This window comes from Tolypothrix sp. FACHB-123 (assembly GCF_014697075.1).
In the GTDB taxonomy this organism is placed as follows: Bacteria; Cyanobacteriota; Cyanobacteriia; order Cyanobacteriales; family Nostocaceae; genus Aulosira.
In genome coordinates this window covers 1-21,161 of record NZ_JACJRE010000079.1, presented here as the reverse complement: position 1 = coordinate 21,161, position 21,161 = coordinate 1, and the positions used below count along the sequence as shown (strand labels likewise).

The window sequence follows — 21,161 nt, the reverse complement described above, 5'->3', positions numbered from 1 at the left end:
GGATGAGGGTTTTTGTACAACGCCCGCCCTATATAGCTTTTAGCTTAAGTTGACAAGTATGGGCACTGACAAACCCTGCTGTTGTCTCTGTAAGAATAAAAGTTGTTTCTGTAAGAATAAAAGTTGTTTCTGTAAGAATAAAAGTTGTCTCTGTAAGAATAAAAGTTGTTTCTGTAAGAATAAAAGTTGTTTCTGTAAGAATAAAAGTTGTCTCTGTAAGAATAAAAGTTGTCTGTGTAAGAATAAAAGTTGTCTCTGTAAGAATGAATGTGACGACTTTTGCATGAAAATTGTCACCGTTTGCATGAATGTAACGACTTTCAGCTTAAATATTGCAGGTTTGTGCCGGAATTATTTTATAACCAGCGTCAATTCTAGAATTTGGGTGTGCGCAGATGCGATCGCTTTATTTTCAGCAAATTTTATGAAGCGATTTGTGTAATTGGCAACTAAATACTGGGTAACATTTCCCTACAATTTTTTACACCCAGTTAGCAAATGTTGCCTTAAATTATAACCGGGGTCTGCGGAAATTACTTAATTGTAGAGTCTGCTTGCCTTCTGCTGGAAAATTCAACGACGAAAGCCCTAAATCAGAACTCAAAGATGATGTGGAGTGTGAACTATGTCAACTGATACAATCACTCAAACTAGCCTATTAGACGGAAAACCCGAACAGCTAGATAATCCCCAGCAAATTCTCAATGCTGAAGAATTAAGTGTATTAAATGAGCGTTCTAACTGGAAAGGAATTGTTCAATTAGCGGGACATTTAACCATTATCGGCTGTAGTGGCTATTTGTGGGGCAGTAATATTGGTAATTGGCTAGTAGCAATACCTGCGTTGGTAATCTACGGCTTTAGTCTTGCTTGTATGTTTGCGCCTATGCACGAAGCTGGACACCGAACTGCTTTTGCGAATAATCACTTAAATGATGTTGTAGCTTGGCTGGCTGGTGTTCTCTCATTCTATAACAGCACTTTTTACCGTCGTTACCACAAATGGCATCACCGTTATACTCGCGTTCCTGGTAAAGATCCAGAACTGACGGATTTGACACCGCACAATCTAGGCGAATATTTTTTAGTTTTGAGTGGTTTACTTTGGTGGCAAGATAAAATCAGAGGACATTACCGCGCTGCAATTGGTCAACTTGATGATTGTGCGTTTATCCCAGATACAGCAAGGGCAGAAGTAATTCGTTCTACTCGCTTACAATTAGCAGTGTATGCAGGTGCGATCGCGCTTTCGTTTGCAGTTCATCAAGCTTGGTTTGTGCTTTATTGGCTGCTACCAATGATTGTCGGTCAACCCCTGCTGCGGTTTATTTTACTAGGAGAACATACGGCTTGTTCTCTGAATGCTAATTTGCTAACAAATACCCGCATTACTCATACAATCTGGCCTGTGCGCTTTTTAATGTGGAATATGCCGCTTCATGCAGTCCATCATTTGTATCCATCAATTCCCTTCCACGCCATGCCACAAGCTTATCCCCAGTTGAGTAACCATTTTACTCACATTGATTCGGGATATATTAAAGTTAACCGAGATATCATTGCCCAGTTGGAACAATTGGAAGGTTAGGGGCTAGGGATTAGGGGCTAGGGAGCAGGGAGCAGGGAGCAGGGGAGCAGGGGGACAAGGAATTTTAGATTTTAGATTTGCGATTTTGGATTCCAATCTAAAATCTAAAATCCAAAATCCAAAATTGTTTCTATGCCCAATGCCCAATGCCCCATATCCTAACCATAGAGTATCCTTACTCTTACCCTTTGAGAATTCTTACTTACTTTATATGTCATCAACTGGTTAAAATGTTTCTCGACAGCATTAATCAGGCTTATCTATAACGTGAAGCTTTTTGTTTACCATACCCCGGAATTGACTCCAACAGATCACGCCCCAGAATGTGCGATCGCAGTCGATGTTCTGCGGGCTACTAGCACAATGGCCACAGTTTTGGCGGCTGGGGGCGAAGCTGTACAGGTGTTCAGCGATTTAGATCAACTCATCGAAGTCAGTGAAAAATGGCCTCCGGTGAAACGGCTACGAGCTGGAGAACGCGGAGGCGGAAAAGTAGCTGGTTTTGAATTGGGTAATTCCCCCCTGGATTGCACCCCAGAACTTGTAGAAGGACGGCGCTTATTTATTAGTACCACCAATGGCACTCGTGCTTTAAAGCGGATACAAGATGCGCCTACTGTCTTAGCAGGTGCTTTGATTAACCGTGCTGCGGTAGTTAATTATCTACTAGAAAAGCAACCGGAGACTGTCTGGATTGTTGGCTCAGGTTGGGAAGGCAGTTTTTCTCTAGAAGATACAGTATGTGCTGGTGCGATCGCTCATAGTATTGTGCAACATACTCAGTTATCACCGGAGGATATAGCTGGTAATGATGAAGTGATTAGTGCGATCGCGCTCTACACTCAATGGCAAGATAACTTGTTAGGACTCTTACACCAAGCCAGTCACGGCAAACGTCTGCTGCGTCTGGAATGTGATGAAGATCTAAAATATTGTTCCCAAACCGATATTTTAGATGTATTACCCATACAGCAAGAACTTGGTGTTCTCAAACGCCACCATTAAATATTACAAAAGCCTATAGCAAATTATAAAATGAAGGGACATTGCCGCCAATGTCTCTTTATTTTTTGTTAACTGTTGACGGTTGACTGTTGACTGTTGACGGTTGACTGTTGACTGTTGACGGTTGACGGTTGACGGTTGACGGTTGACTGTTGAGTTTTTTAGTAGGGACACTAACTCCCCAAGGGCGATCGCATTATTGTAAAATCAAAAATTAACTGTAAACTTCTGGATTAACACAGTAAGGTAGACGATCGCCTTTTAACCCAGCAATGAGATTTGCGATCGCAATTTCTGCCATTTTTGCCCTTGTTTGTTTACTGGCGCTGCCAATGTGGGGTGTAATTATTAAGTTATCTAAACTCAGCAATGGGCTATCTATTGGTAGGGGTTCGATTTCCGTCACATCCACAGCCGCAGCCGCTATTTGTTTTTGCGACAATGCCCGATACAAGGCATTTTCATCGATAATCGTACCTCTGGCTGTATTAATTAAGATAGCTGAGGGTTTCATTAATGCAAATTCGCGATCGCTTAACAGATGATAGGTATCCTCAGTGCCTGGTGTATGAATTGTAATAAAATCGGATTCTTGCAGTAATCTTTCCAATCTGACAAACTCTGCATTCAGTAATTTCTCGATTTCTGGCTCACATCTTTGTCTACTTGTATACAGAATTTTCATTTCAAAACCTTGGGCGCGACGAGCAACAGCTTGTCCAATCCGCCCTAAACCGATAATCCCTAAAGTAGCACCAGCTACATCTGGCCCTAATAATAAATCTGGTTCCCAAGTTTTCCACAAACCAGCGCGAGTAAACTTATCTGCTTCCACCACTCGTCTAGCTGCGCCCATAATTAGCGCCCAAGTTAAATCTGCGGTAGCATTGGTTAAAACACCAGGCGTATGACCAACAGGAATTTTTTGGGCTGTAGCTGCGGCAATATCGATGTTATCGTAACCCACTGCCATTTGACTAATAACTTGAACAGAAGAAGCGGCGATTAATTCACTATCAATTTTGTCAGTTAACAGACACAACAATCCATCAACCGCCTTGGCTTTAGCGAGAAGGATATCGTCAGGAGGTGGTTGACGTTCTGTCCATACTTCCACATTTGCGATCGCAATAAGTTGTTCTAAACTAGCAGGTAAGCGGCGCGTGATAAAGACTTGAGGTAAAGACATATTAGTTAATGTATAGCTATTTCTCAAAATTCTGCATAAAGCGATCGCAATCCACCTATATGAAATCATATAAGTAAAGAACATTCTTGAAGTTGACGGTTGACGGTTGACGGTTGACGGTTGACGGTTGACCAATGCAATGCCCAATGCCCAATGCCCAATGCCCCATAACTTATGTGCCCACGCGGAGTAACAACCAGTAGCTCAACTCAAGCAAAACAAACAACTATCCCCAAATTGTGGTTGTTACTGGTAGGCGTGAATAAATATCAAGATGCGGAACTTCCTTCTCTACGTTATTCCGCAGTTGATTGTCAGGTACTTGCTGAAGCTTTAGCAGTTGCAACTCAAGAACAATTTCCGCAAAAACAGGTCAAGATTTATCACGATTTTGCCGAAAAATTGCCACTATTATCCACTTTAAAAAAGAGTTTACAGGAAATTGCGGCTAATGTGCAACCACTTGACACAGTTCTATTTTATTTTTCTGGGCATGGGATATTACAATCAAATACTCAAGAAGCATTTTTGTGTTTGGCTGATACCCAAAAAGATAATTTAGAACAAACTGGTTTACCTGTTAAAGAACTTTTGGCACAGTTAAGTAAAAGTGGCGCGCAAAATCAATTAGTTTGGCTAGATGCTTGTCATAGTGGCGGAATGACACTCCGGGGAGTTGGCGAACCTTTATTAAATCCCACGCCGCAATTAGTAGAGGTTTTACAACGCAATGCGGGTAAAAGTAAGGGGTTTTATGCGTTACTTTCCTGTGATGTAAATCAACAATCTTGGGAATTTCCTGAATTAGGGCATGGCGTATTTACTTATTATTTAACGCGGGGTTTATATGGTGATGCAGCCGATGCCCAAGGCGTAATTTTTGCGGATGGGCTGTATCGCTATGTTTATCACCAGACTTTACAATATATAGATAAAACTAATCAACAGTTACGTTTAATTAACCAGCAAAAACGCGGCAAGGGAGACACGGAAATTAAGCGCGAATATCCCTTACAAACACCAAAGCGGATTGTCGAAGGAGTGGGAGAATTAATATTAGGAAAAATTCCCGCGATCGCCGAATCAGATTCCTTAAGATTAGCACTAGTAATTGATGGATTTAGCAGTTATCAAGGGACTCTTAATTTTAGTAATATATTGGTTGATACTGGTGATTTTGAGTTGGAATATTTACCGCGTCCCGGAGAAACGACTGGTAAAGATATTCGCGATGCAATTCAACAAGCTTTAGGTGTCTATCATCGAGGAGATAATCAAACGAGGGGAAAGGTAGACAAGCCTGTATTAGCAAATAATAATGATGATGATTTTTCTCGACCAGTCTTTGATTTTGTTGAAAATCAGCCAGAAAATTCAGATTTTTCTGTTAATAATTCTCTGCCTCTTCTCCCAGAAGCTGCAACAATATTGTTATATCTACGCGGAAGATTAGAAGAAACTCCTACAGGAGAAGCTGCATTATTAATATCAGATGATATTTGGCTGAGTCGTTCTTGGTTAAAACAACAGTTACGCCGTTCGCAAATTAACCAGCAGATTATTATTTTAGATTTTCCTGTAATAGCGACTGCTGTATCTTCTCTACAAGAATGGGTGGATGATTTGCGGTTAGAATCGGAAAAAGGACAATGTATTATTGCCAGAAATTCCCCAACAGATAATTCCGATTTATTTGCTCAAACCCTGACTGAAACTTTAAAAAATGCTAATCTAAAATCTGGTTTATCTGTAGCTGGTTGGATTACCCAATTACAAGTACAACTAGCTGCACAAACCCAAAGCACCCCATTTTTACCTCTGCATTTTTGGTTATCAGGAACTCAAGGCGTAATTGAAATTATCCCTTCAGCAACTGGCGCGCGTAGTCAGAAAAAATCAGCCTTAGATTTAAAAATTTGTCCTTACCGAGGATTAAGGGCTTTTGCAGAAGAAGACGCGCAATATTTTTTTGGCAGAGAATCTTTAACTCAGCATTTAATTAGTCAAATAGCACATAAATCTTTCTTAGCTGTAGTCGGTGCTTCTGGTAGTGGTAAATCTTCCGTTGTACAAGCCGGATTAATTGCCCAATTACGTCCGGGGAAGCAATTACCTGGAAGTGATTCTTGGTTAATTAAAAGTATGCGTCCCGGTGCGCGTCCTTTGGAAGAATTGGCGAGGCGATTGGGAGAAGTGCGCTTCGACTTCGCTCAGCGCGAGCAAGGAAAAAATATTTCTTCTGTATCTCCCCAGCTGGTGCTGGAGGGAATGCTTTATCAGGGGGTGGAAGGCTTTGTTTATTGGTTGCGGAGTCGTCCTGAGTCTGTGGTAGTTTTGGTGGTGGATCAGTTTGAGGAGTTGTTTACCCTTGCGCCTGGTGAAGATAGACAGCGATTTTTAGAGTTGCTGTTGGGTGCAATGGAATATGCGGCTGATAAGTTTAAATTAGTGATGACTTTACGGGCTGATTTTATCGCGGCTTGCTTGGAAATTCCAGCGCTGGCGAGTTTATTGCAAGAATCTAGCTTGTTGGTTCCGCCGAATTTGAGCGATCGCGATTACCGTCGTGTCATTATTAATCCAGCAGAACAAGTCAACTTAAAAGTTGAGTCGGAATTGGTGGAAGTTTTGCTACAAGAGTTAAACCACTCGGCGGGTGATTTACCACTGTTAGAATTTGTTCTAGAACAGTTGTGGGAATTTCGCCAAGATGGGAAACTGACTCTCGCAGCTTATCAGCAACAGGTGGGTGGAATTAAAGGTGCGTTAGAAAGAAAGGCGCAAGCTGTTTACGAAAGTTTAGATTCTCCAGCGCAAGATTGTGCTAGATGGATTTTCCTTTCTCTCACCCAATTAGGGGAAGGTACAGAAGATACCAGACGCAGGGTATGGAAATCAGAGTTAGTGGTGCAAAAATACCCGGCGGTTTTAGTGGAAAGAACTTTACAAGTGTTAACTGCGGCGAAGTTAGTCGTGGTGAATGTGGATGATGAGGTGGTGAGTGGGGGAGATAAGGGAGATAAAAGCGACGCTTTAATTGCTGCTCTACCTGCGTCAGCTGTAACAATAGAAGTAGCTCATGAGATTTTGATTCGTCATTGGTCAACTTTGCGCTGGTGGTTAGAGGAGAATCGTAGTAGATTGCGATCGCAGCGTCAAATTGAACAAGCAGCAGCTTTATGGAAGCATAATCAGGAGCAAACTGATTTTTTGTTGCAAGGTATCCGTTTAGCTGAGGCGGAAGAAATCTATATTAAATATACCGATGAATTATCTCAAGATGTGCAAAGTTTTATTGCTGCTTGTTTAGCAGAAAGAAAACGCCAGCAATTTGCTCAAAAAAAGCGTCTGCGTCAAGCGCAAAGAGCAATTATTGTGATTAGTGTATTGGGAATTGCTGCTAGTGGTTTTGGTGTTTTCGCTTATTTCCAAAAACAAGCGGCGCAATTGAGAGAAATTTCTGCTTTAAACGCTTCATCGGAAGCTTTATTATTATCCAATCAGCAATTAGAAGCCTTAATTGCTAGTGTCAAATCTGGACGAGAAGTTAAGCAAGTATCCACAGCAAATAAAGATATTCAACTCGCAACTGTCGCTACTCTAGCGCAAGCTATCACCCAATCTCAAGAAATCAACCGTTTGCAAGGACACAGTCAACAAGTTAACGCTGTAAGTTTTAGTCATGATGGTAAAATAATTGCCTCTGCTAGCGATGACAGAACAATTAGGATTTGGCGTGCAGATGGTAAAATCAACAAGACGATTACAGATAATCAAAGGATTACATCTTTAGTTTTCAGTCCCGATAATAAATTAATTGCTGCCACTACAGATAAATCTATCAAACTCTATAATATAGATGGTAAACTCATCAAAACTTTGACTGGGCACACTGATATTATCAGTGGTGTAGATTTTAGTATTGATGGTAAAATTCTGGTTTCCGCCAGCCGAGATAAAACGATAAAACTCTGGCGGATTGATGGAAGTTTAATCAATACTTGGAATGCTCATAATGGCTGGGTAAATACTGTTAGCTTTAGTCCTGACGCTCAAGTTATTGCTTCTGGTGGCGAAGATAATTTAGTCAAGCTGTGGCGCTTTACTGACGGTAAGTTGCTGCAAACTCTGTCAGGGCATAAAGAACGCATTACCTCTGTAAAATTTAGCCCAGATGGTAAAATTATCGCTGCTGCTAGTGGTGATAAAACTATTAATTTGTGGAATCCTCAAGGACAAATTCTTCAAACTCTTGAAGGACATACAAATCAAATCAACAGTATCAGCTTTAGCCCAGATGATAAAATCCTAACTAGCGCTGATGATGACGCAGTTTTAAAAATTTGGCAGAATCAAAATCCATCCCGAATTGAATATATCTCCAGCCAAACTTTAACAGGACATGGTGGTGTAATTAATAGTCTGAGTTTCAGCCCAGATGGTAAAATGATTGCTTCTGCTAGTGCTGATAAAACTGTCAGGCTTTGGCAATTAAATAATCTAACCAATAACCTCAACAAGGGAAACTTTTATAGTGCAAATTTCAGCCATGATAACCAAATGTTTGCTGTGGCTGGATGGGATGGCATAATTAAAATATGGCAGCGAAACGAAAAGTTGATTAAATCTATATCTGGAAACAAACAGCCAATTTATGCTGTAGACTTTAGCCCAGATAATAAAATTATCGCTGCTGCCAGTGACGATAAAACAATTAAATTATGGAATATAGCCAATAATTCTCTACTTTATACCCTCACAGGAAATTCTGAGCGAGCAACCAGCATTAGTTTTAGCCCCAATGGTAAAATGTTAGCTGCTGGTAGCGCCGATAAAACTATTAAAATCTGGCAAATTGCAGATAAAAAATTACTTCACACATTAACAGGACATACAGACGCAATCAGCAGCGTCAGTTTTAGTAATGATGGTAAACTGCTGGCTTCTGGTAGTTACGATAATACGGTAAAACTTTGGCGAATTGATGGTAGTCTTGTCACAACTTTACAGGGAAATAGACTAGCGATCGCATCTGTGAAATTCAGTCCCGATAACACCATCCTCGCGGCTGCTAGTTTAGACAATACCATCAAACTATGGAACGTTGCCGACGGGACTTTAATCAACACCCTCACAGGACATTCCGGTGGTATCACCAGCTTGAGTTTTCTCCCCCATAGCCAAATACTCGCCTCTGGCAGCATGGATAGTACCATTAAACTGTGGAATATTCGCGATCGCACTTTACTTAAAACTCTAGTCGGTCACCCCGGTAAAATTAATAGCATCAGCTTTAGCCCCGATGGTAAAATCCTGATTAGCGCAGGTGAAGATAGTGGGCTAAAGCTATGGAATTTAGATTTAACCGACTTACGCCAACAAGGTTGCTTGCGTATCAAAGATTACCTAAAAAATAACCCCAATGTCAACCAGAGCGATCGCCATATCTGCGATCATTAAAATAACTCGTAATGAAAAATGAAAAATGACCAATGACTAAGGAGATTTTCAGACAATATTGTACCAATTGTGATTGTGCCCTACCCTGCGGGAACGACTATGTCGAACGACTTCGCTCAGAGCACGGTGTTGGCTGAGCGAAGTCGAAGCCAAACACCCTGGTATATTCTTTTTCAAAAATCGCCTAATGACTAATTCTTAAAGCATCTAACTGTTTCAACTGCTGTGACTGTTCTTCCAAACGAATCGAAAGACGCGCACAGACTAATTCACATATCTCAAAAATTAAGCGATCGGTAATTTCATAAAATACACTTACCCCTTGCGGTTGACGTTTAATCATCCCCGCTTTGGTGAGAATTTGCAGATGTTTGGAAACATTCGCTTGTCCCAGTCCAGTAATCTTCATAATTTCTGTGACATTTTTGCTACCAGACCGCAAAGAACATAAAACTTGCAATCGGCTAACTTCAGATAACACTTTAAAATAATCAGCAATTTGGCTGAGAGCCGCAGGTGATGTTTCTAACATAAAGATTCTCTAATTTATATATACATTTATTATATTACTATATGGTAGTATAATCTAGATGACGCAACTAAGGCAACTGAGGCGTTGCATAATTGTGGAATGTAATTCATTTACCTGAAATTGGCGCTCAAATTGTTTCAATATTAGTCTTTGGTTCTAGGCGAAAGAGAAATCATTAAAGCAAACAGGACACGGAGACAAAAAAGTGCAAATTACTAAGCGCAATATTGAATTAAGAGTAAATGACAGTTTAATGCGTGTCTATGTAGCAGCGCCCAAACCAGCAGGACATTATCCAGGTATTGTATTTTACAGTGATATTTATCAACTAGGTAGTCCTATCATTCGCTTGGCGAACTACTTAGCAGGATTTGGCTATGTAGTAGCCGCACCAGAGATTTTTCATCGCCTAGAGTTAATTGGTACAGTTATTGAACCCGATGATTTAGGAAGAATGCGGGGTAATGATGATGCACGCCGAACTGCGATCGCAGATTATGATGCTGATTGTCGAGCAGTAATTGAATGGCTCAAAACCGAAAGCGCCGTTGCTCCAGATAAAATAGGTACGCTTGGCTTTTGTATTGGCGGACATTTAGCCTTTCGCGCCGCTTTCCAAAGCGAAATTAAAGCTGCTGTTTGCTGCTATCCTACAGGCATTCCCAGTGGTAAATTAGGTCAGGGTGTAGCCGATACAATCCATCGTTTTAGTGAAATTAAAGGTGAGATGTTATTAGTATTTGGGACTCTCGATCCACATATCCCAGAGCCAGACAGGCATACAATAATTACAACCCTAGAAAATGCGAATATCCCCCACAAAGTTCTCAATTATGAAGCAGAACATACATTTATGCGCGATGATGGTTACCGCTACGATCCGGTAGCTGCTACCTCAGCTTGGGCGGAAATAGTTACTTTCTTAGGACGGATATTTGCAAATTAAAGTAAAATTCGCCAAATTTGAGATTTTAAACCTTGGATGTAATCATTCAACATCCAAAATTGATTGAGGGAACTCAAAAAATAAATTATTCCTTCAAGTTGTCAACAGTCAGTAGGGGCGGGTTTATTGAGAATTATCGTTGATCAGTGAGGATATTTGTGAACCCGCCCGTACAACAGTCAATAGTCAGTAGGGGCGGGTTTATGGAAGATCTTCATGAATCAGTGAGGATATGTGTGAATCCGCCCGTACAACAGTCAACAGTCAACAATCAACAATTTCCTTAGAGGAATAGCAACTCACAAATGTTAGCCAAAATAACCGAGAATAATTGAGTGCTATTCCACCCTTGAGGAGTAAATCTATCATGTCCGGTCTACTAAGAGCATTTGTTCCCAAACTCTTGCTAAGTATAACTTTCGCAATATTTTTAACCTTGACTAGTAGTTTTATCTCTCCAACTACTAATCAGGCCTTTGCTGCTAACTTGGGAGTAAATAATGGTCATCTTAGTTCCTGTCCGGCTTCCGATAACTGTGTTGTTAGCCAAGACGCTGATGCTAAACACACCATTAAACCCATTGCTTACCATGTAGACCGCAATGTTGCTAAAGAAACCTTACTTAAAGTCCTCACCGTAGTTCCCCGTACAGAAGTTGTAGAACAGACAGATAATTATATCCATGCTCTGTCTAAAAGCCGCATCTTCAAATTTGTTGACGATGTCGAGTTTTATTTTCCCACTGATGAATCAGTAATTCATGTGCGGTCGGCCTCTCGCGTTGGCGAGTCAGATCTCGGTGTTAACCGCAGGCGTGTAGAACAAATTCGTCTCGCTTTGCAAGATTTAAAAATTTAACCCATCCGTAGGGGGCGGGGTTTCTTCGCCCCAGGTCATCAAAACATCTGCTCTAAACGCTGTAAATCCCGCTGCACCTCATTCCACAAAGCTTTATTATTTGGGTCAGTCTTCAGCGCTTTTTTTAGATAAATCCTGGCTTTCAGCACCTGATGTTGATCGATCAGCACCCTTCCCCAAATTTGATAAGTAATAGCTTGCCACTGACGCACTTCTGCATCCTCAGGTATTCTATCAGCCAAAGCTTCTACCAGTGCGATCGCTTGCGGAAACCGTTTTTCTTTTAAAAATCGCTGTAACTGCTCATAAGTATTCCACTTGAGCCGCTGTTCTATAGCCGTTACCCCAGGCGGTTTTGGTGTCGTCGTCTGTCGCTTTTTTGCTGCTGCGGCTGGTGCTTTCTCCTGAGGTGCTGTCTGTGTTTGCTCCCGTGCAGAAACAGGCGTTTGACTAGCAACGCCAACAGTATCTTCTGGTATGACTACAGTCAACAGGAACTTATAAGCCTCTGTCAGGGCAATAAACTTATCTTTAGCTTTGTGGTCATCTGGGTTGATATCGGGGTGATATTGCTGCGCCAATCGTCTGTAAGACGCCTTGATGTCGGCAAAAGAGGCTCCCGACCTTAAACCCAATAAACGGTAGCAATCTCCAAGATCCATCTTGAGCTATCAGCCATCAAATATTCAGCTTCAAGCTTGCCACTTAAAGTCTGAGGTATTAATAATAAAGACTTATATTTTAATTTAAAGTTCAGGATTGACAATTTATTGGGGCATTGGGCATGGGGCATGGGGCATTGGAAACAATTTTGGATTTTGGATTTTAGATTTTAGATTGAAATCCAAAAGACGCTCGCGGACTCGCTCTAAGCGAAGCTATGCCGGAGGCTTTACGCTACGCTAACGCAAATCTAAAATCTAAAATTCCTTGTCCCCCTTGTCCCCCCTGCTCTCTCTGCCCCTGCCTCTTCCCCTACGGGCGTTCTTCAATCACACGGTCAATCAAACCGTATTCTTTAGCTTCTGCGGCAGACATGAAAAAGTCACGATCCATGTCCTTTTCAATTTTGGCTAAAGTCTGACCAGTGTTGTTAGCATAAATCTGATTGAGCTGGTTACGAATCCGCAGAATCTCTCTAGCTTCAATTTCGATATCCGTTGCTTGTCCACGGGTACCACCAGAAGGTTGGTGAATCATAATCCGTGAGTGCGGCAATGCCATGCGTTTGCCTTTGGTACCAGCAGCTAACAGGAAAGAACCCATTGAAGCGGCTAAACCAACGCAAATTGTCACCACATCGGATTTGATGTGCTGCATGGTGTCATAAATTGCTAAGCCTGAGGTAACCATACCGCCAGGAGAATTGATATACAAATAAATGTCCTTACCCGGATCTTCCGAGTCCAGGTATAACATAACAGCGATAATTTGGTTAGCAATTTCGTCATCAATGTCGCGTCCCAAGAAAATAATTCTTTCTCGGTATAGGCGATCGTAAATGCTAATCCAATCCGTAAATTGACCCCCCGGCATCCGGTAAGGAACTTTAGGAACACCTATAGGCATTTGTGTTACTCCGTTTGTAATTTAGTAGTTAGTCATCCCTTCGGCTGTGCTCAGGGCAAGTGGTCATTAGTCATTAGTCATTTGCCATATACAAAGGACAAATGACAAAGAACAAATGACAAATTAAAGAATGCTGGCAGGTAAAGGTGGATTAGCAAGTTCTTCTTTTTCAAAAACTCGGTCAATCAAACCGTATTCCTTTGCTTGATAGGGAGTCATGTAAAAGAGGCGATCCATATCTTTGGTAATTTTTTCTGGGGCTTGCCCTGTGGTGCGAGATATGATATCAACCATTGAGGCTTTGTTAACCAGAACTTCCTTCGCCCGAATTTGAATATCCGTTGCTTGACCTTGGGCGTAGCTCTTTGGTTGATGCAGGATAATATTGGCGTTGGGTAAACTGGCGCGGCAACCTTTAGTACCAGCACCGAGTAGCATCGCTGCCATACCCATCGCTGAACCAATGCAGATAGTATGAATGGGTGGCTTGATGTATTTCATGGTGTCATAGATAGCGAAGGCTTCGGTTTCAAAGCCAATGGGATCGCCACTATAACCCGATGTGCCGGTAGAGTTGATATAAATTTTAATAGGCTTGTCGGGGTCGTCGGACTGTAGATACAGTAGTTGAGCGACGATCAATTCTGTGACAGCAGGCACCAGGGGCATCCCAAGATAGACAATTCGCTCCTTCAATAACAGGGAAGGTAAATCTGGCGGCGGTGTCCGGTAAGAATTATCGCCGTAGTAGGGGGCTTGAACAGCCTTGATGGGGGAAATGTCCATAGCAACTGATCGCCTGAAATTATGCCGTTAACTGTAATACATACTAGCGCGATGCTAGCTATCTTCAAGGTGTGGATTTCTGGCTAATTGCTCAGGGGGCTGAGCATCTGCCAATCCTTAGCTTCTAAGATATTCTTGAATATAAGCTACTTCGATTTTTAGTTGCATATTTTTTCGTTAAGGTTTTATCAAGGTCAATGGTCAATGGTCATTCTTACAAAGTTCTGAGCGTCGGCTTGCGGTGATCAGACTTTGCGTTTTGTCATTTGTAAAGAAATTCACGACTCTTGACTATTGACTTTTGACTCTCGACTATGGATATTTCCAGAAGTTACAGCTGATTAATCTATTTGTTTTCCGTAGGTTTGATGTTGCCTTTTGAAGTTATTTATAAAAATGTGTATCCTCTCTAGGGACTTTGGTTTATGAAAGTTAACTTGCAGCCGATCCTCAATGATAGTAATTTAGATGTCAATCAGCTGAGCAGTCAGCGTCAGTTGTCGCTTTCGATTTCTGCGATCGGCGAAACTTTGGATCGCAATGTGCCACTAAATTTATGCTTAATTCTCGATCATAGTGGTTCGATGAATGGGCGACCACTAGAAACTGTCAAGCAAGCGGCGATTCGTTTGGTCGATCAACTAAGTCCTGAGGATCGTCTTAGTGTTGTGGTCTTCGATCATCGTGCCAAAGTTTTAGTACCCAATCAAGTAATTGAAGACCGCGAACATATCAAAAAGCAAATTAGCCGCCTCAGTGCTGATGGGGGAACGGCGATTGATGAAGGTTTGCGTCTGGGGATTGAGGAGTTAGCAAAGGCGAAAAAAGATACTGTTTCCCAAGTATTTTTGTTAACTGATGGCGAAAATGAGCATGGGGATAACAATCGTTGTTTGAAATTTGCCCAATTAGCGGCTAGTTATAATTTGACTTTGAATACCTTGGGTTTTGGTGATAACTGGAATCAGGATATTTTAGAAAAAATTGCGGATGCTGGTTTGGGTACACTGTCTTACATTCAAAAATCCGATCAGGTAGTCCAAGAATTTAGCCGCTTATTTAACCGCATTCAAACAATTGGCTTGACTAATGCTTATTTGCTATTTTCTTTAATGCCAAATGTGCGGCTGGCGGAACTGAAACCAATTGCTCAAGTTTCTCCCGATACTATTGAGTTACCTGTGCAACAAGAAGCAGATGGGCGGTTTGCTGTTCGCTTGGGAGATTTGATGAAAGATGTAGAGCGGATAATTTTAGCTAATATTTATTTGGGACAGTTGCCTGAAGGTAAACAAGCGATCGCGAATGTGCAAGTCCGTTACGATGACCCTGCAAGTAACCAAACAAGTTTATTCACACCCAACATCCCCATTTATGCCAATGTCGTCAGATCATACCAGCCAGCTGCTAATCCCCAAGTGCAGCAATCTATTTTAGCCTTAGCTAAATATCGCCAAACTCAGTTAGCAGAAGCGAAATTACAACAAGGCGATCGCGCTGGGGCGGCGACAATGTTACAAACAGCAGCGAAAACTGCATTGCAAATGGGCGATAAAGGTGCAGCCACAGTATTGCAAACTTCCGCTACTCGCTTGCAAGCTGGTGAAGAGTTATCCGAAAGCGATCGCAAGAAAACGCGGATTGTCTCAAAAACAGTATTGCAGGATTCGCCTCACCCATGAAAGTAAAATTACTGTCGCTACTCAATGATAGTAATGTTGACCTGGCTCAAGCCACCAGCCAGCGTCAACTAGGAATTTCCATTTCTGCGTTTAGTGGGGAATTTGCAAACAACTTACCCCTCAACTTATGCTTGATTCTCGACCGCAGTGGTTCTATGCACGGGGAACCAATCAAGAATGTGATTCAAGCAGTTGAGGGATTATTAGATCGACTACAACCAGGCGATCGCATTTCCGTAGTCGCTTTTGCTGGTTCGGCAGAAGTCATTATCCCTAACCAGGTAGTTCAAGATTTAGGCAATATTAAATCACAAATTAAAAACAAACTCAAAGCCAGCGGTGGTACAGTCATTGCCGAAGGTTTGCAACTGGGAATTACAGAACTGATGAAAGGTACTAGGGGCGCTGTTTCCCAAGCCTTTTTACTCACAGATGGACATGGTGAAAGCAGCTTGCGCATCTGGAAATGGCAATTAGGCCCGGATGACAACAAACGCTGTCTGGAATTTGCCTACAAAGCCGCTAAATTGAACTTAACTGTGAATACACTGGGTTTTGGCAGTAACTGGAACTCTGATTTACTGGAAAAAATTGCCGATGTTGGTGGTGGTACATTAGCTTATATTGAACATCCTCAACAAGCCGTAGATGAATTTAGCCGCCTATTTAGACGCATACAATCGGTAGGTTTAACTAACGCCTACTTGCTATTGTCTTTCATCCCCCAAGTACGGTTAGCCGAACTTAAACCCATTGCCCAAGTATCCCCAGATACAATTGAGTTAACCGTACAACAAGAAGCGGATGGACGCTTTGCCGTTCGCTTAGGCGATTTGATGCAAGATGTGAAGCGAGTAGTTTTAGTTAATATTTATCTCAGTAATTTACCGGAAGGGAGACAGGAGATAGGGCAGATTCAAATTCGCTATGACGATCCGGCTGTAGATCGCCAAGGTTTACTGTCTGCGATCGCACCTGTGTATGCAGATGTAGTTCGCACTTACCAACCAAATCTCAATCCTCAGGTACAGCAATCAATTTTAGCCTTAGCCAAATATCGCCAAACCCAGTTAGCAGAAGCCAAATTACAACAAGGCGATCTCATTGGTGCTGCAACCATGCTGCAAACCGCCGCTAAAACCGCCTTACAAATAGGAGATAAAGGTGCAGCCACAGTCTTACAAAATTCTGCTACCCGCCTACAAGCTGGTGAAGAACTCTCCCAAGCAGACCGCAAGAAAACCAGGATTGTCTCAAAGACGATTTTACAAGAGTAATTTTTGGGCTGGGCGATCGCCTAGCCTTGTAATTTATAATTCGTAATTCGTAATTCGTAATTTATGAAAATTCATGGCATTCATCACATAGCTATTATTTGTTCCGACTACGAACGATCAAAAAAATTTTATGTAGAGGTGTTAGGATTTCCCATAATTCAAGAAACGTTTCGCGCTCACAGGAATTCTTATAAATTAGATTTAAGAGTCGGTGAAAATAGCCAAATAGAATTATTTTCCTTTCCCCACCCTCCCCAAAGACCGAATACGCCAGAAGCTTGTGGTTTAAGACATCTAGCATTTGCAGTTGATGATATAGAGCAAACTGTGATTGATTTACAATCCCAAGGAATAGAAGTAGAAAATATTAGAGTTGATGAAATTACAGGGAAAAAGTTTACTTTTTTTAAAGACCCCGATAACTTGCCATTAGAAATTTATCAATATTAAACTCATTCCACCCTTAAAATCAGTCAAAAACCGAAAATATTAGGGTTTTAAGCTAGTTTTAAGCTCTTATATTTAATAGGGGTTTTCATATATTTATGAACATTGCTCAGTGCGATCGCCGTCTTTTCAAAGCGCTGAAAGTGGCTTCCCTGGTTTGCAGCCTTAGTGTTGTCTCGATTGGATGTGTTGTGCTGTTGGGTTGGGTGTCGAATATTGATACTTTTAAAAGTATTTTGCCTCAGTGGGTAACGATGAAAGCCAATACAGCACTGGGATTTATATTTGCTGGGCTGGCGTTACATTTTTCACAATATCCTAACTTAGGTAAGCGGCGATTAGCTCAAGGTTGTGCTTTATTTGTCACCATTTTGGGACTGTTAAATCTCAGCCAGTATGTATTTGGTTGGAATCTGGGGATAGATCAACTGTTGTTTTTAGAAGCACCCAGCGCGATCGCTACCTCTAGCCCTGGGAGAATGGCACCGATCACAGCATTGATTTTTACTCTTTTGGGAACTGCTTTGTGGCTCTTGCTGGGCAGAATTGTGCGTTACCAACTGGTGCAACTGTTAGCAGTCGGCACAGCTTTAATTGCCCTGCAAATTTTAATGGGTTACACCTATGGAGTCGAACCTATATTGGGTTTAGCCCTTTATACTTTTGTGGCTGTGCATACAGCTTTAGCCTCTCTCATACTCTCCCTGGGAATATTATTTGCTACTCCTGAGCAAGGATGGATGAGTTTGTTTGTTAGCAATACCGCTGGAGGAATTACAGCTAGAGTGCTGGTACCAGCCGCGATCGCTGTTCCCTTCACCCTGGGATGGTTGCGGTTGCTAGGAGAAAGAATCGGCTGGTTTGATGATGCTTTTGGGCTTTCTCTCCATGTAACAGGTAATGTAGCTGCTTTTATCGGGTTGACTTGGTACTGCGCCCAAAAGCTAGCTCAGATAGATCTCCAGCGTCAGCGCGCAAAGCTAGCTTTAACAGAAAGTTATGCTCAACTAGAACAGCGAGTAGAAGAACGCACAGCTGAGCTATCTCAAACAAATGCAGCTTTAGAACAATCTTTGCGGCAATTAGCAGATCTGAAATTTGTCCTGGATCAGTCCTCAATTGTGTCTATCACTGATGCTAAAGGCATTATTAGCTACGTTAACGATAAATTTTGCCAACTTTTTCAATATTCTAGAGCAGAATTAATTGGGCAAAGCCATCACATGATTAATTCTGGTTATCATCCCAAAAGCTTCTTTGCTCAAATGTGGGCAACTATTTCCCAAGGAGCGGTTTGGCAAGGGGAAATCAAAAACCGTGCTCAGGATGGTAGTTTCTACTGGGTGGCAACAACTATTGTGCCCTTTGTGGACGATCGCGGTAAGCCATATCAATATATTGCCATTCGTGCGGATATTACTAACCGCAAGCAGGCAGAAGAAGCTTTGCGAGAGAGTGAAGAACGTTTCCGCCGTGCTATTGTTGATGCTCCCCTGCCAATCGTGCTACATACGGAAGATGGGGAAATTTTGCAAATCAATCACGCCTGGACAGAAATTTCTGGTTACACCATCGAAGATATCCCGACAGTTGCTGACTGGGTAGAAAAAGCCTATGGTAGCCGCCAAGAACAAATTTTAGCAGCAATAAAAAATGTCTTTCCGCTTCAGAAGAAAACTCCGATGGGTGAGTATTCGATTACTACTAATACTGGCGAACAGCGCATTTGGGATTTTCAAGCCGCACCTCTGGGTCAATTATCCGATGGGAGAAAATTAGTTATTGCAACGGCAATTGATATCACTGAACGCAAACAAGCCGAACAAGAACGCAATCAATTCTTTACCCTTTCCCTAGATATGATGTGCATTGCTGGGGTTGATGGCTACTTTAAACAGGTTAACCCTGCATGGACAAGAATCCTCGGTTATTCCCAAGCAGAACTTTTAGCGGAACCTTATTTTAACTTTATTCACCCCGACGACAGGGAACGAACCAAGGCAGAATCGCAAAATTATACAGTTGGCGTTCCTTCAGATGTTTTTGAAAATCGCTACCGCTGTCAAGATGGTTCTGATAAATGGTTAGAGTGGAAATATGTAGCCAGCCCAGAAAATAACTTGCTGTATGCTGTGGCGCGTGATATTAGCGATCGCAAAGCCGGAGAATTGGCAGTCAAGCAACTCAATGAAACCCTAGAACAACGGGTACAAGAACGCACAGCCCAACTAGCAGAAGTCAACCAAGAGTTAAAACGCTTTACGTATACCGTATCTCATGATTTGCGATCGCCTTTGCGTGCCATTAGAGGTTTAATTGAAGCTTTAGTAGAAGATAATGGCGATCGTTTAGACGAATTAGGACGAGAATATGCCAGATACATTGCCGATTCTGCCCAACGCATGGATTGCCTAATTCAAGACTTACTCGCCTACAGCCGACTCAGCCACACAGAAATTCAGTTGCAAGTTGTTGATTTAACAGCAATAATTCAGGAAATTTTACGGCAATTGCAACCAGAATGCCAAGCTAAGCAAGCCGAAATTACTGTAGCTCTGCCTCTACCCCAGGTAATTGCTCAGCCTACTATCTTGACTCAAATTCTAGTTAATTTATTGACAAATTCTTTAAAATATATATTACAAGGTGTGAAGCCCCAAATCCAAGTTTGGGCAGAAAAACGCGGAAATTTGCTTCGGATTTGGATTGCAGACAACGGCATTGGCATTGAACCCGAATTTCAAGAAAGAATATTTGGCGTGTTTGAACGGCTACATAGCTCAGATACCTATTCTGGTACAGGAGTAGGATTAGCGATCGTCCAAAAAGGCATCGAACGTCTAGGAGGGCGAGTGGGGGTGGAGTCTGAGCTAGGACAGGGGAGCCGTTTTTGGATTGAATTGCCACAAGCAAAAAACTAATCTAGATCAATGAATTCAAAAACAGCCAAAATGTGTAGACAAAGTCCGCCGCAGACATCGCTTTTTTCAAGTTGTACTTGAGATAGAAGTGTTTTTCCTCAAAGTGTAGTATTTTGAATTTATATCCCAAACAATAAGCATCATATTAACAGCATCTTTGAGCGATCAACTATTACCAATTACGAATAATACTCAGCAGAATTTGCTTTTGCTAGTAGAAGATGAGCCAGGCAATGTCTTACTGATTAAGCGGGCAATGACTAAAGTTAAACCTAACATTCAGATTCAAGTAGTTGAGGATGGCGAACAAGCAGTAAACTATCTCAAAAAATCTCCTTTACCTGGGTTAATATTGACAGATATGAAAATGCCACGCATGAATGGCATGGAACTACTAGCTTGGATTAAACAACAACCAGAATTTTGTCACCTACCGGTAATTGTGTTCAGCAGTTCTGGAGAAATCGAAGATATTCATCAAGCAACGGCGTTAGGAGCTAGTTCCTATATAGTTAGGCCAGGATCTTTTGCTGAATTAGTTGAAATCATGCAGCACATTGCTGCATACTTTTGATGATGCTGCTTATATTTTGTTGCTTAGGTGCCAATACGGTTCAGTTAAGGATAAATTGTAGGTTGGGTTGAACGAAGTGAAACCCAACAAATACCCGGAAATGTTGGGTTTCGTTCCTCAACCCAACCTACTAGCGCGGCAAGCTTAATTTGTTGGGTTGAGTCATCAGAGACTATTTTTATTGTTTGTGGATTTTCTAGATTTTTTGAACCAAACATTTTAGACTTGCCGCGCTACTACACTAATTGGTGCAAAAAATTGGCTGGTTGGTTGTGAATGAGATCTAGTTGTGAACGAAGGAGAACTCATTGATAGACAACCTCATC

General features: G+C 41.7%; 15 protein-coding genes. 10 read left to right on the top strand and 5 right to left on the bottom strand.

What is annotated here, in order from left to right:
- Positions 1 to 625: 625 nt before the first annotated feature.
- Both H6G41_RS30385 and H6G41_RS30380 read left to right on the top strand, forming a co-directional pair.
- On the top strand, positions 626 to 1,588 hold the full coding sequence (locus tag H6G41_RS30385; RefSeq protein ID WP_190751585.1) for a fatty acid desaturase family protein: 963 nt from the start codon (positions 626 to 628) through the stop codon (positions 1,586 to 1,588).
- A 267-nt stretch (positions 1,589 to 1,855) separates the two neighbouring features.
- On the top strand, positions 1,856 to 2,593 hold the full coding sequence (locus H6G41_RS30380) for a 2-phosphosulfolactate phosphatase family protein (RefSeq protein ID WP_190751584.1): 738 nt from the start codon (positions 1,856 to 1,858) through the stop codon (positions 2,591 to 2,593).
- A gap of 214 nt (positions 2,594 to 2,807) precedes the next feature.
- Here the strand turns inward: H6G41_RS30380 and H6G41_RS30375 are convergent, their stop codons facing one another.
- On the bottom strand, positions 2,808 to 3,782 hold the full coding sequence (locus H6G41_RS30375) for a D-glycerate dehydrogenase (RefSeq protein ID WP_190751600.1): 975 nt from the start codon (positions 3,780 to 3,782) through the stop codon (positions 2,808 to 2,810).
- A gap of 174 nt (positions 3,783 to 3,956) precedes the next feature.
- Between H6G41_RS30375 and H6G41_RS30370 the strand changes: the two genes are divergently transcribed.
- Positions 3,957 to 9,242: a caspase family protein gene (locus tag H6G41_RS30370; RefSeq protein WP_242038112.1), complete on the top strand. Its 5,286-nt coding sequence runs from the start codon at positions 3,957 to 3,959 to the stop codon at positions 9,240 to 9,242.
- 184 nt (positions 9,243 to 9,426) lie between these two features.
- On the opposite strand, the gene H6G41_RS30365 is transcribed toward H6G41_RS30370, so the two are convergent.
- A complete protein-coding gene (locus H6G41_RS30365; protein WP_190751582.1) occupies positions 9,427 to 9,774 on the bottom strand; it encodes a helix-turn-helix transcriptional regulator in 348 nt (115 codons plus the stop codon).
- Between the two features lie 205 nt (positions 9,775 to 9,979).
- Between H6G41_RS30365 and H6G41_RS30360 the strand changes: the two genes are divergently transcribed.
- Positions 9,980 to 10,720 (top strand): dienelactone hydrolase family protein, encoded by a 741-nt coding sequence (locus tag H6G41_RS30360; protein ID WP_190751580.1) that lies wholly within the window; start codon positions 9,980 to 9,982, stop codon positions 10,718 to 10,720.
- 367 nt (positions 10,721 to 11,087) lie between these two features.
- A complete protein-coding gene (locus tag H6G41_RS30355) occupies positions 11,088 to 11,579 on the top strand; it encodes a DUF1499 domain-containing protein (RefSeq protein ID WP_190751578.1) in 492 nt (163 codons plus the stop codon).
- Between the two features lie 38 nt (positions 11,580 to 11,617).
- Here H6G41_RS30355 and H6G41_RS30350 read toward each other — a convergent pair whose 3' ends face one another.
- The 3 genes from H6G41_RS30350 to H6G41_RS30340 form a co-directional block, all read right to left on the bottom strand.
- Positions 11,618 to 12,241, bottom strand: coding sequence for a J domain-containing protein (locus H6G41_RS30350; RefSeq protein WP_190751576.1), 624 nt, complete (start codon positions 12,239 to 12,241; stop codon positions 11,618 to 11,620).
- A 313-nt stretch (positions 12,242 to 12,554) separates the two neighbouring features.
- On the bottom strand, positions 12,555 to 13,148 hold the full coding sequence (locus H6G41_RS30345) for an ATP-dependent Clp protease proteolytic subunit (RefSeq protein ID WP_045868061.1): 594 nt from the start codon (positions 13,146 to 13,148) through the stop codon (positions 12,555 to 12,557).
- A gap of 123 nt (positions 13,149 to 13,271) precedes the next feature.
- A complete protein-coding gene (locus tag H6G41_RS30340) occupies positions 13,272 to 13,934 on the bottom strand; it encodes an ATP-dependent Clp protease proteolytic subunit (protein ID WP_190751574.1) in 663 nt (220 codons plus the stop codon).
- 425 nt (positions 13,935 to 14,359) lie between these two features.
- On the opposite strand from H6G41_RS30340, the gene H6G41_RS30335 reads away from it, so the two are divergent.
- From H6G41_RS30335 to H6G41_RS30315, 5 genes are all read left to right on the top strand, one after another.
- The gene (locus H6G41_RS30335) at positions 14,360 to 15,616 is read left to right on the top strand and encodes a VWA domain-containing protein (RefSeq protein WP_190751572.1); all 1,257 of its coding nucleotides are present in this window, start codon (positions 14,360 to 14,362) and stop codon (positions 15,614 to 15,616) included.
- Positions 15,613 to 16,893 carry a VWA domain-containing protein gene (locus H6G41_RS30330; RefSeq protein WP_190751571.1) on the top strand — a complete coding sequence of 427 codons (1,281 nt, stop codon included), beginning with the start codon at positions 15,613 to 15,615 and terminating at the stop codon, positions 16,891 to 16,893. The genes H6G41_RS30335 and H6G41_RS30330 overlap by 4 nt, the downstream gene beginning before the upstream one ends.
- 63 nt (positions 16,894 to 16,956) lie before the next feature.
- Positions 16,957 to 17,343: a VOC family protein gene (locus H6G41_RS30325; RefSeq protein WP_190751569.1), complete on the top strand. Its 387-nt coding sequence runs from the start codon at positions 16,957 to 16,959 to the stop codon at positions 17,341 to 17,343.
- 95 nt (positions 17,344 to 17,438) lie between these two features.
- Positions 17,439 to 20,261, top strand: coding sequence for a PAS domain S-box protein (locus tag H6G41_RS30320; RefSeq protein WP_190751567.1), 2,823 nt, complete (start codon positions 17,439 to 17,441; stop codon positions 20,259 to 20,261).
- Between the two features lie 157 nt (positions 20,262 to 20,418).
- Positions 20,419 to 20,835 (top strand): response regulator, encoded by a 417-nt coding sequence (locus H6G41_RS30315; RefSeq protein ID WP_190751565.1) that lies wholly within the window; start codon positions 20,419 to 20,421, stop codon positions 20,833 to 20,835.
- Positions 20,836 to 21,161 lie beyond the last annotated feature (326 nt).

Excerpts from the sequence above, each read along its gene's own strand:
- H6G41_RS30385 (WP_190751585.1), top strand. The coding sequence starts at position 626 with ATGTCAACTGATACAATCACTCAAACTAGCCTATTAGACGGAAAACCC.
- H6G41_RS30375 (WP_190751600.1), bottom strand. The coding sequence starts at position 3,782 with ATGTCTTTACCTCAAGTCTTTATCACGCGCCGCTTACCTGCTAGTTTA.
- H6G41_RS30370 (WP_242038112.1), top strand. The coding sequence starts at position 3,957 with ATGTGCCCACGCGGAGTAACAACCAGTAGCTCAACTCAAGCAAAACAA.
- H6G41_RS30365 (WP_190751582.1), bottom strand. The coding sequence starts at position 9,774 with ATGTTAGAAACATCACCTGCGGCTCTCAGCCAAATTGCTGATTATTTT.
- H6G41_RS30355 (WP_190751578.1), top strand. The coding sequence starts at position 11,088 with ATGTCCGGTCTACTAAGAGCATTTGTTCCCAAACTCTTGCTAAGTATA.
- H6G41_RS30350 (WP_190751576.1), bottom strand. The coding sequence starts at position 12,241 with ATGGATCTTGGAGATTGCTACCGTTTATTGGGTTTAAGGTCGGGAGCC.
- H6G41_RS30345 (WP_045868061.1), bottom strand. The coding sequence starts at position 13,148 with ATGCCTATAGGTGTTCCTAAAGTTCCTTACCGGATGCCGGGGGGTCAA.
- H6G41_RS30340 (WP_190751574.1), bottom strand. The coding sequence starts at position 13,934 with ATGGACATTTCCCCCATCAAGGCTGTTCAAGCCCCCTACTACGGCGAT.
- H6G41_RS30335 (WP_190751572.1), top strand. The coding sequence starts at position 14,360 with ATGAAAGTTAACTTGCAGCCGATCCTCAATGATAGTAATTTAGATGTC.
- H6G41_RS30330 (WP_190751571.1), top strand. The coding sequence starts at position 15,613 with ATGAAAGTAAAATTACTGTCGCTACTCAATGATAGTAATGTTGACCTG.
- H6G41_RS30325 (WP_190751569.1), top strand. The coding sequence starts at position 16,957 with ATGAAAATTCATGGCATTCATCACATAGCTATTATTTGTTCCGACTAC.
- H6G41_RS30320 (WP_190751567.1), top strand. The coding sequence starts at position 17,439 with ATGAACATTGCTCAGTGCGATCGCCGTCTTTTCAAAGCGCTGAAAGTG.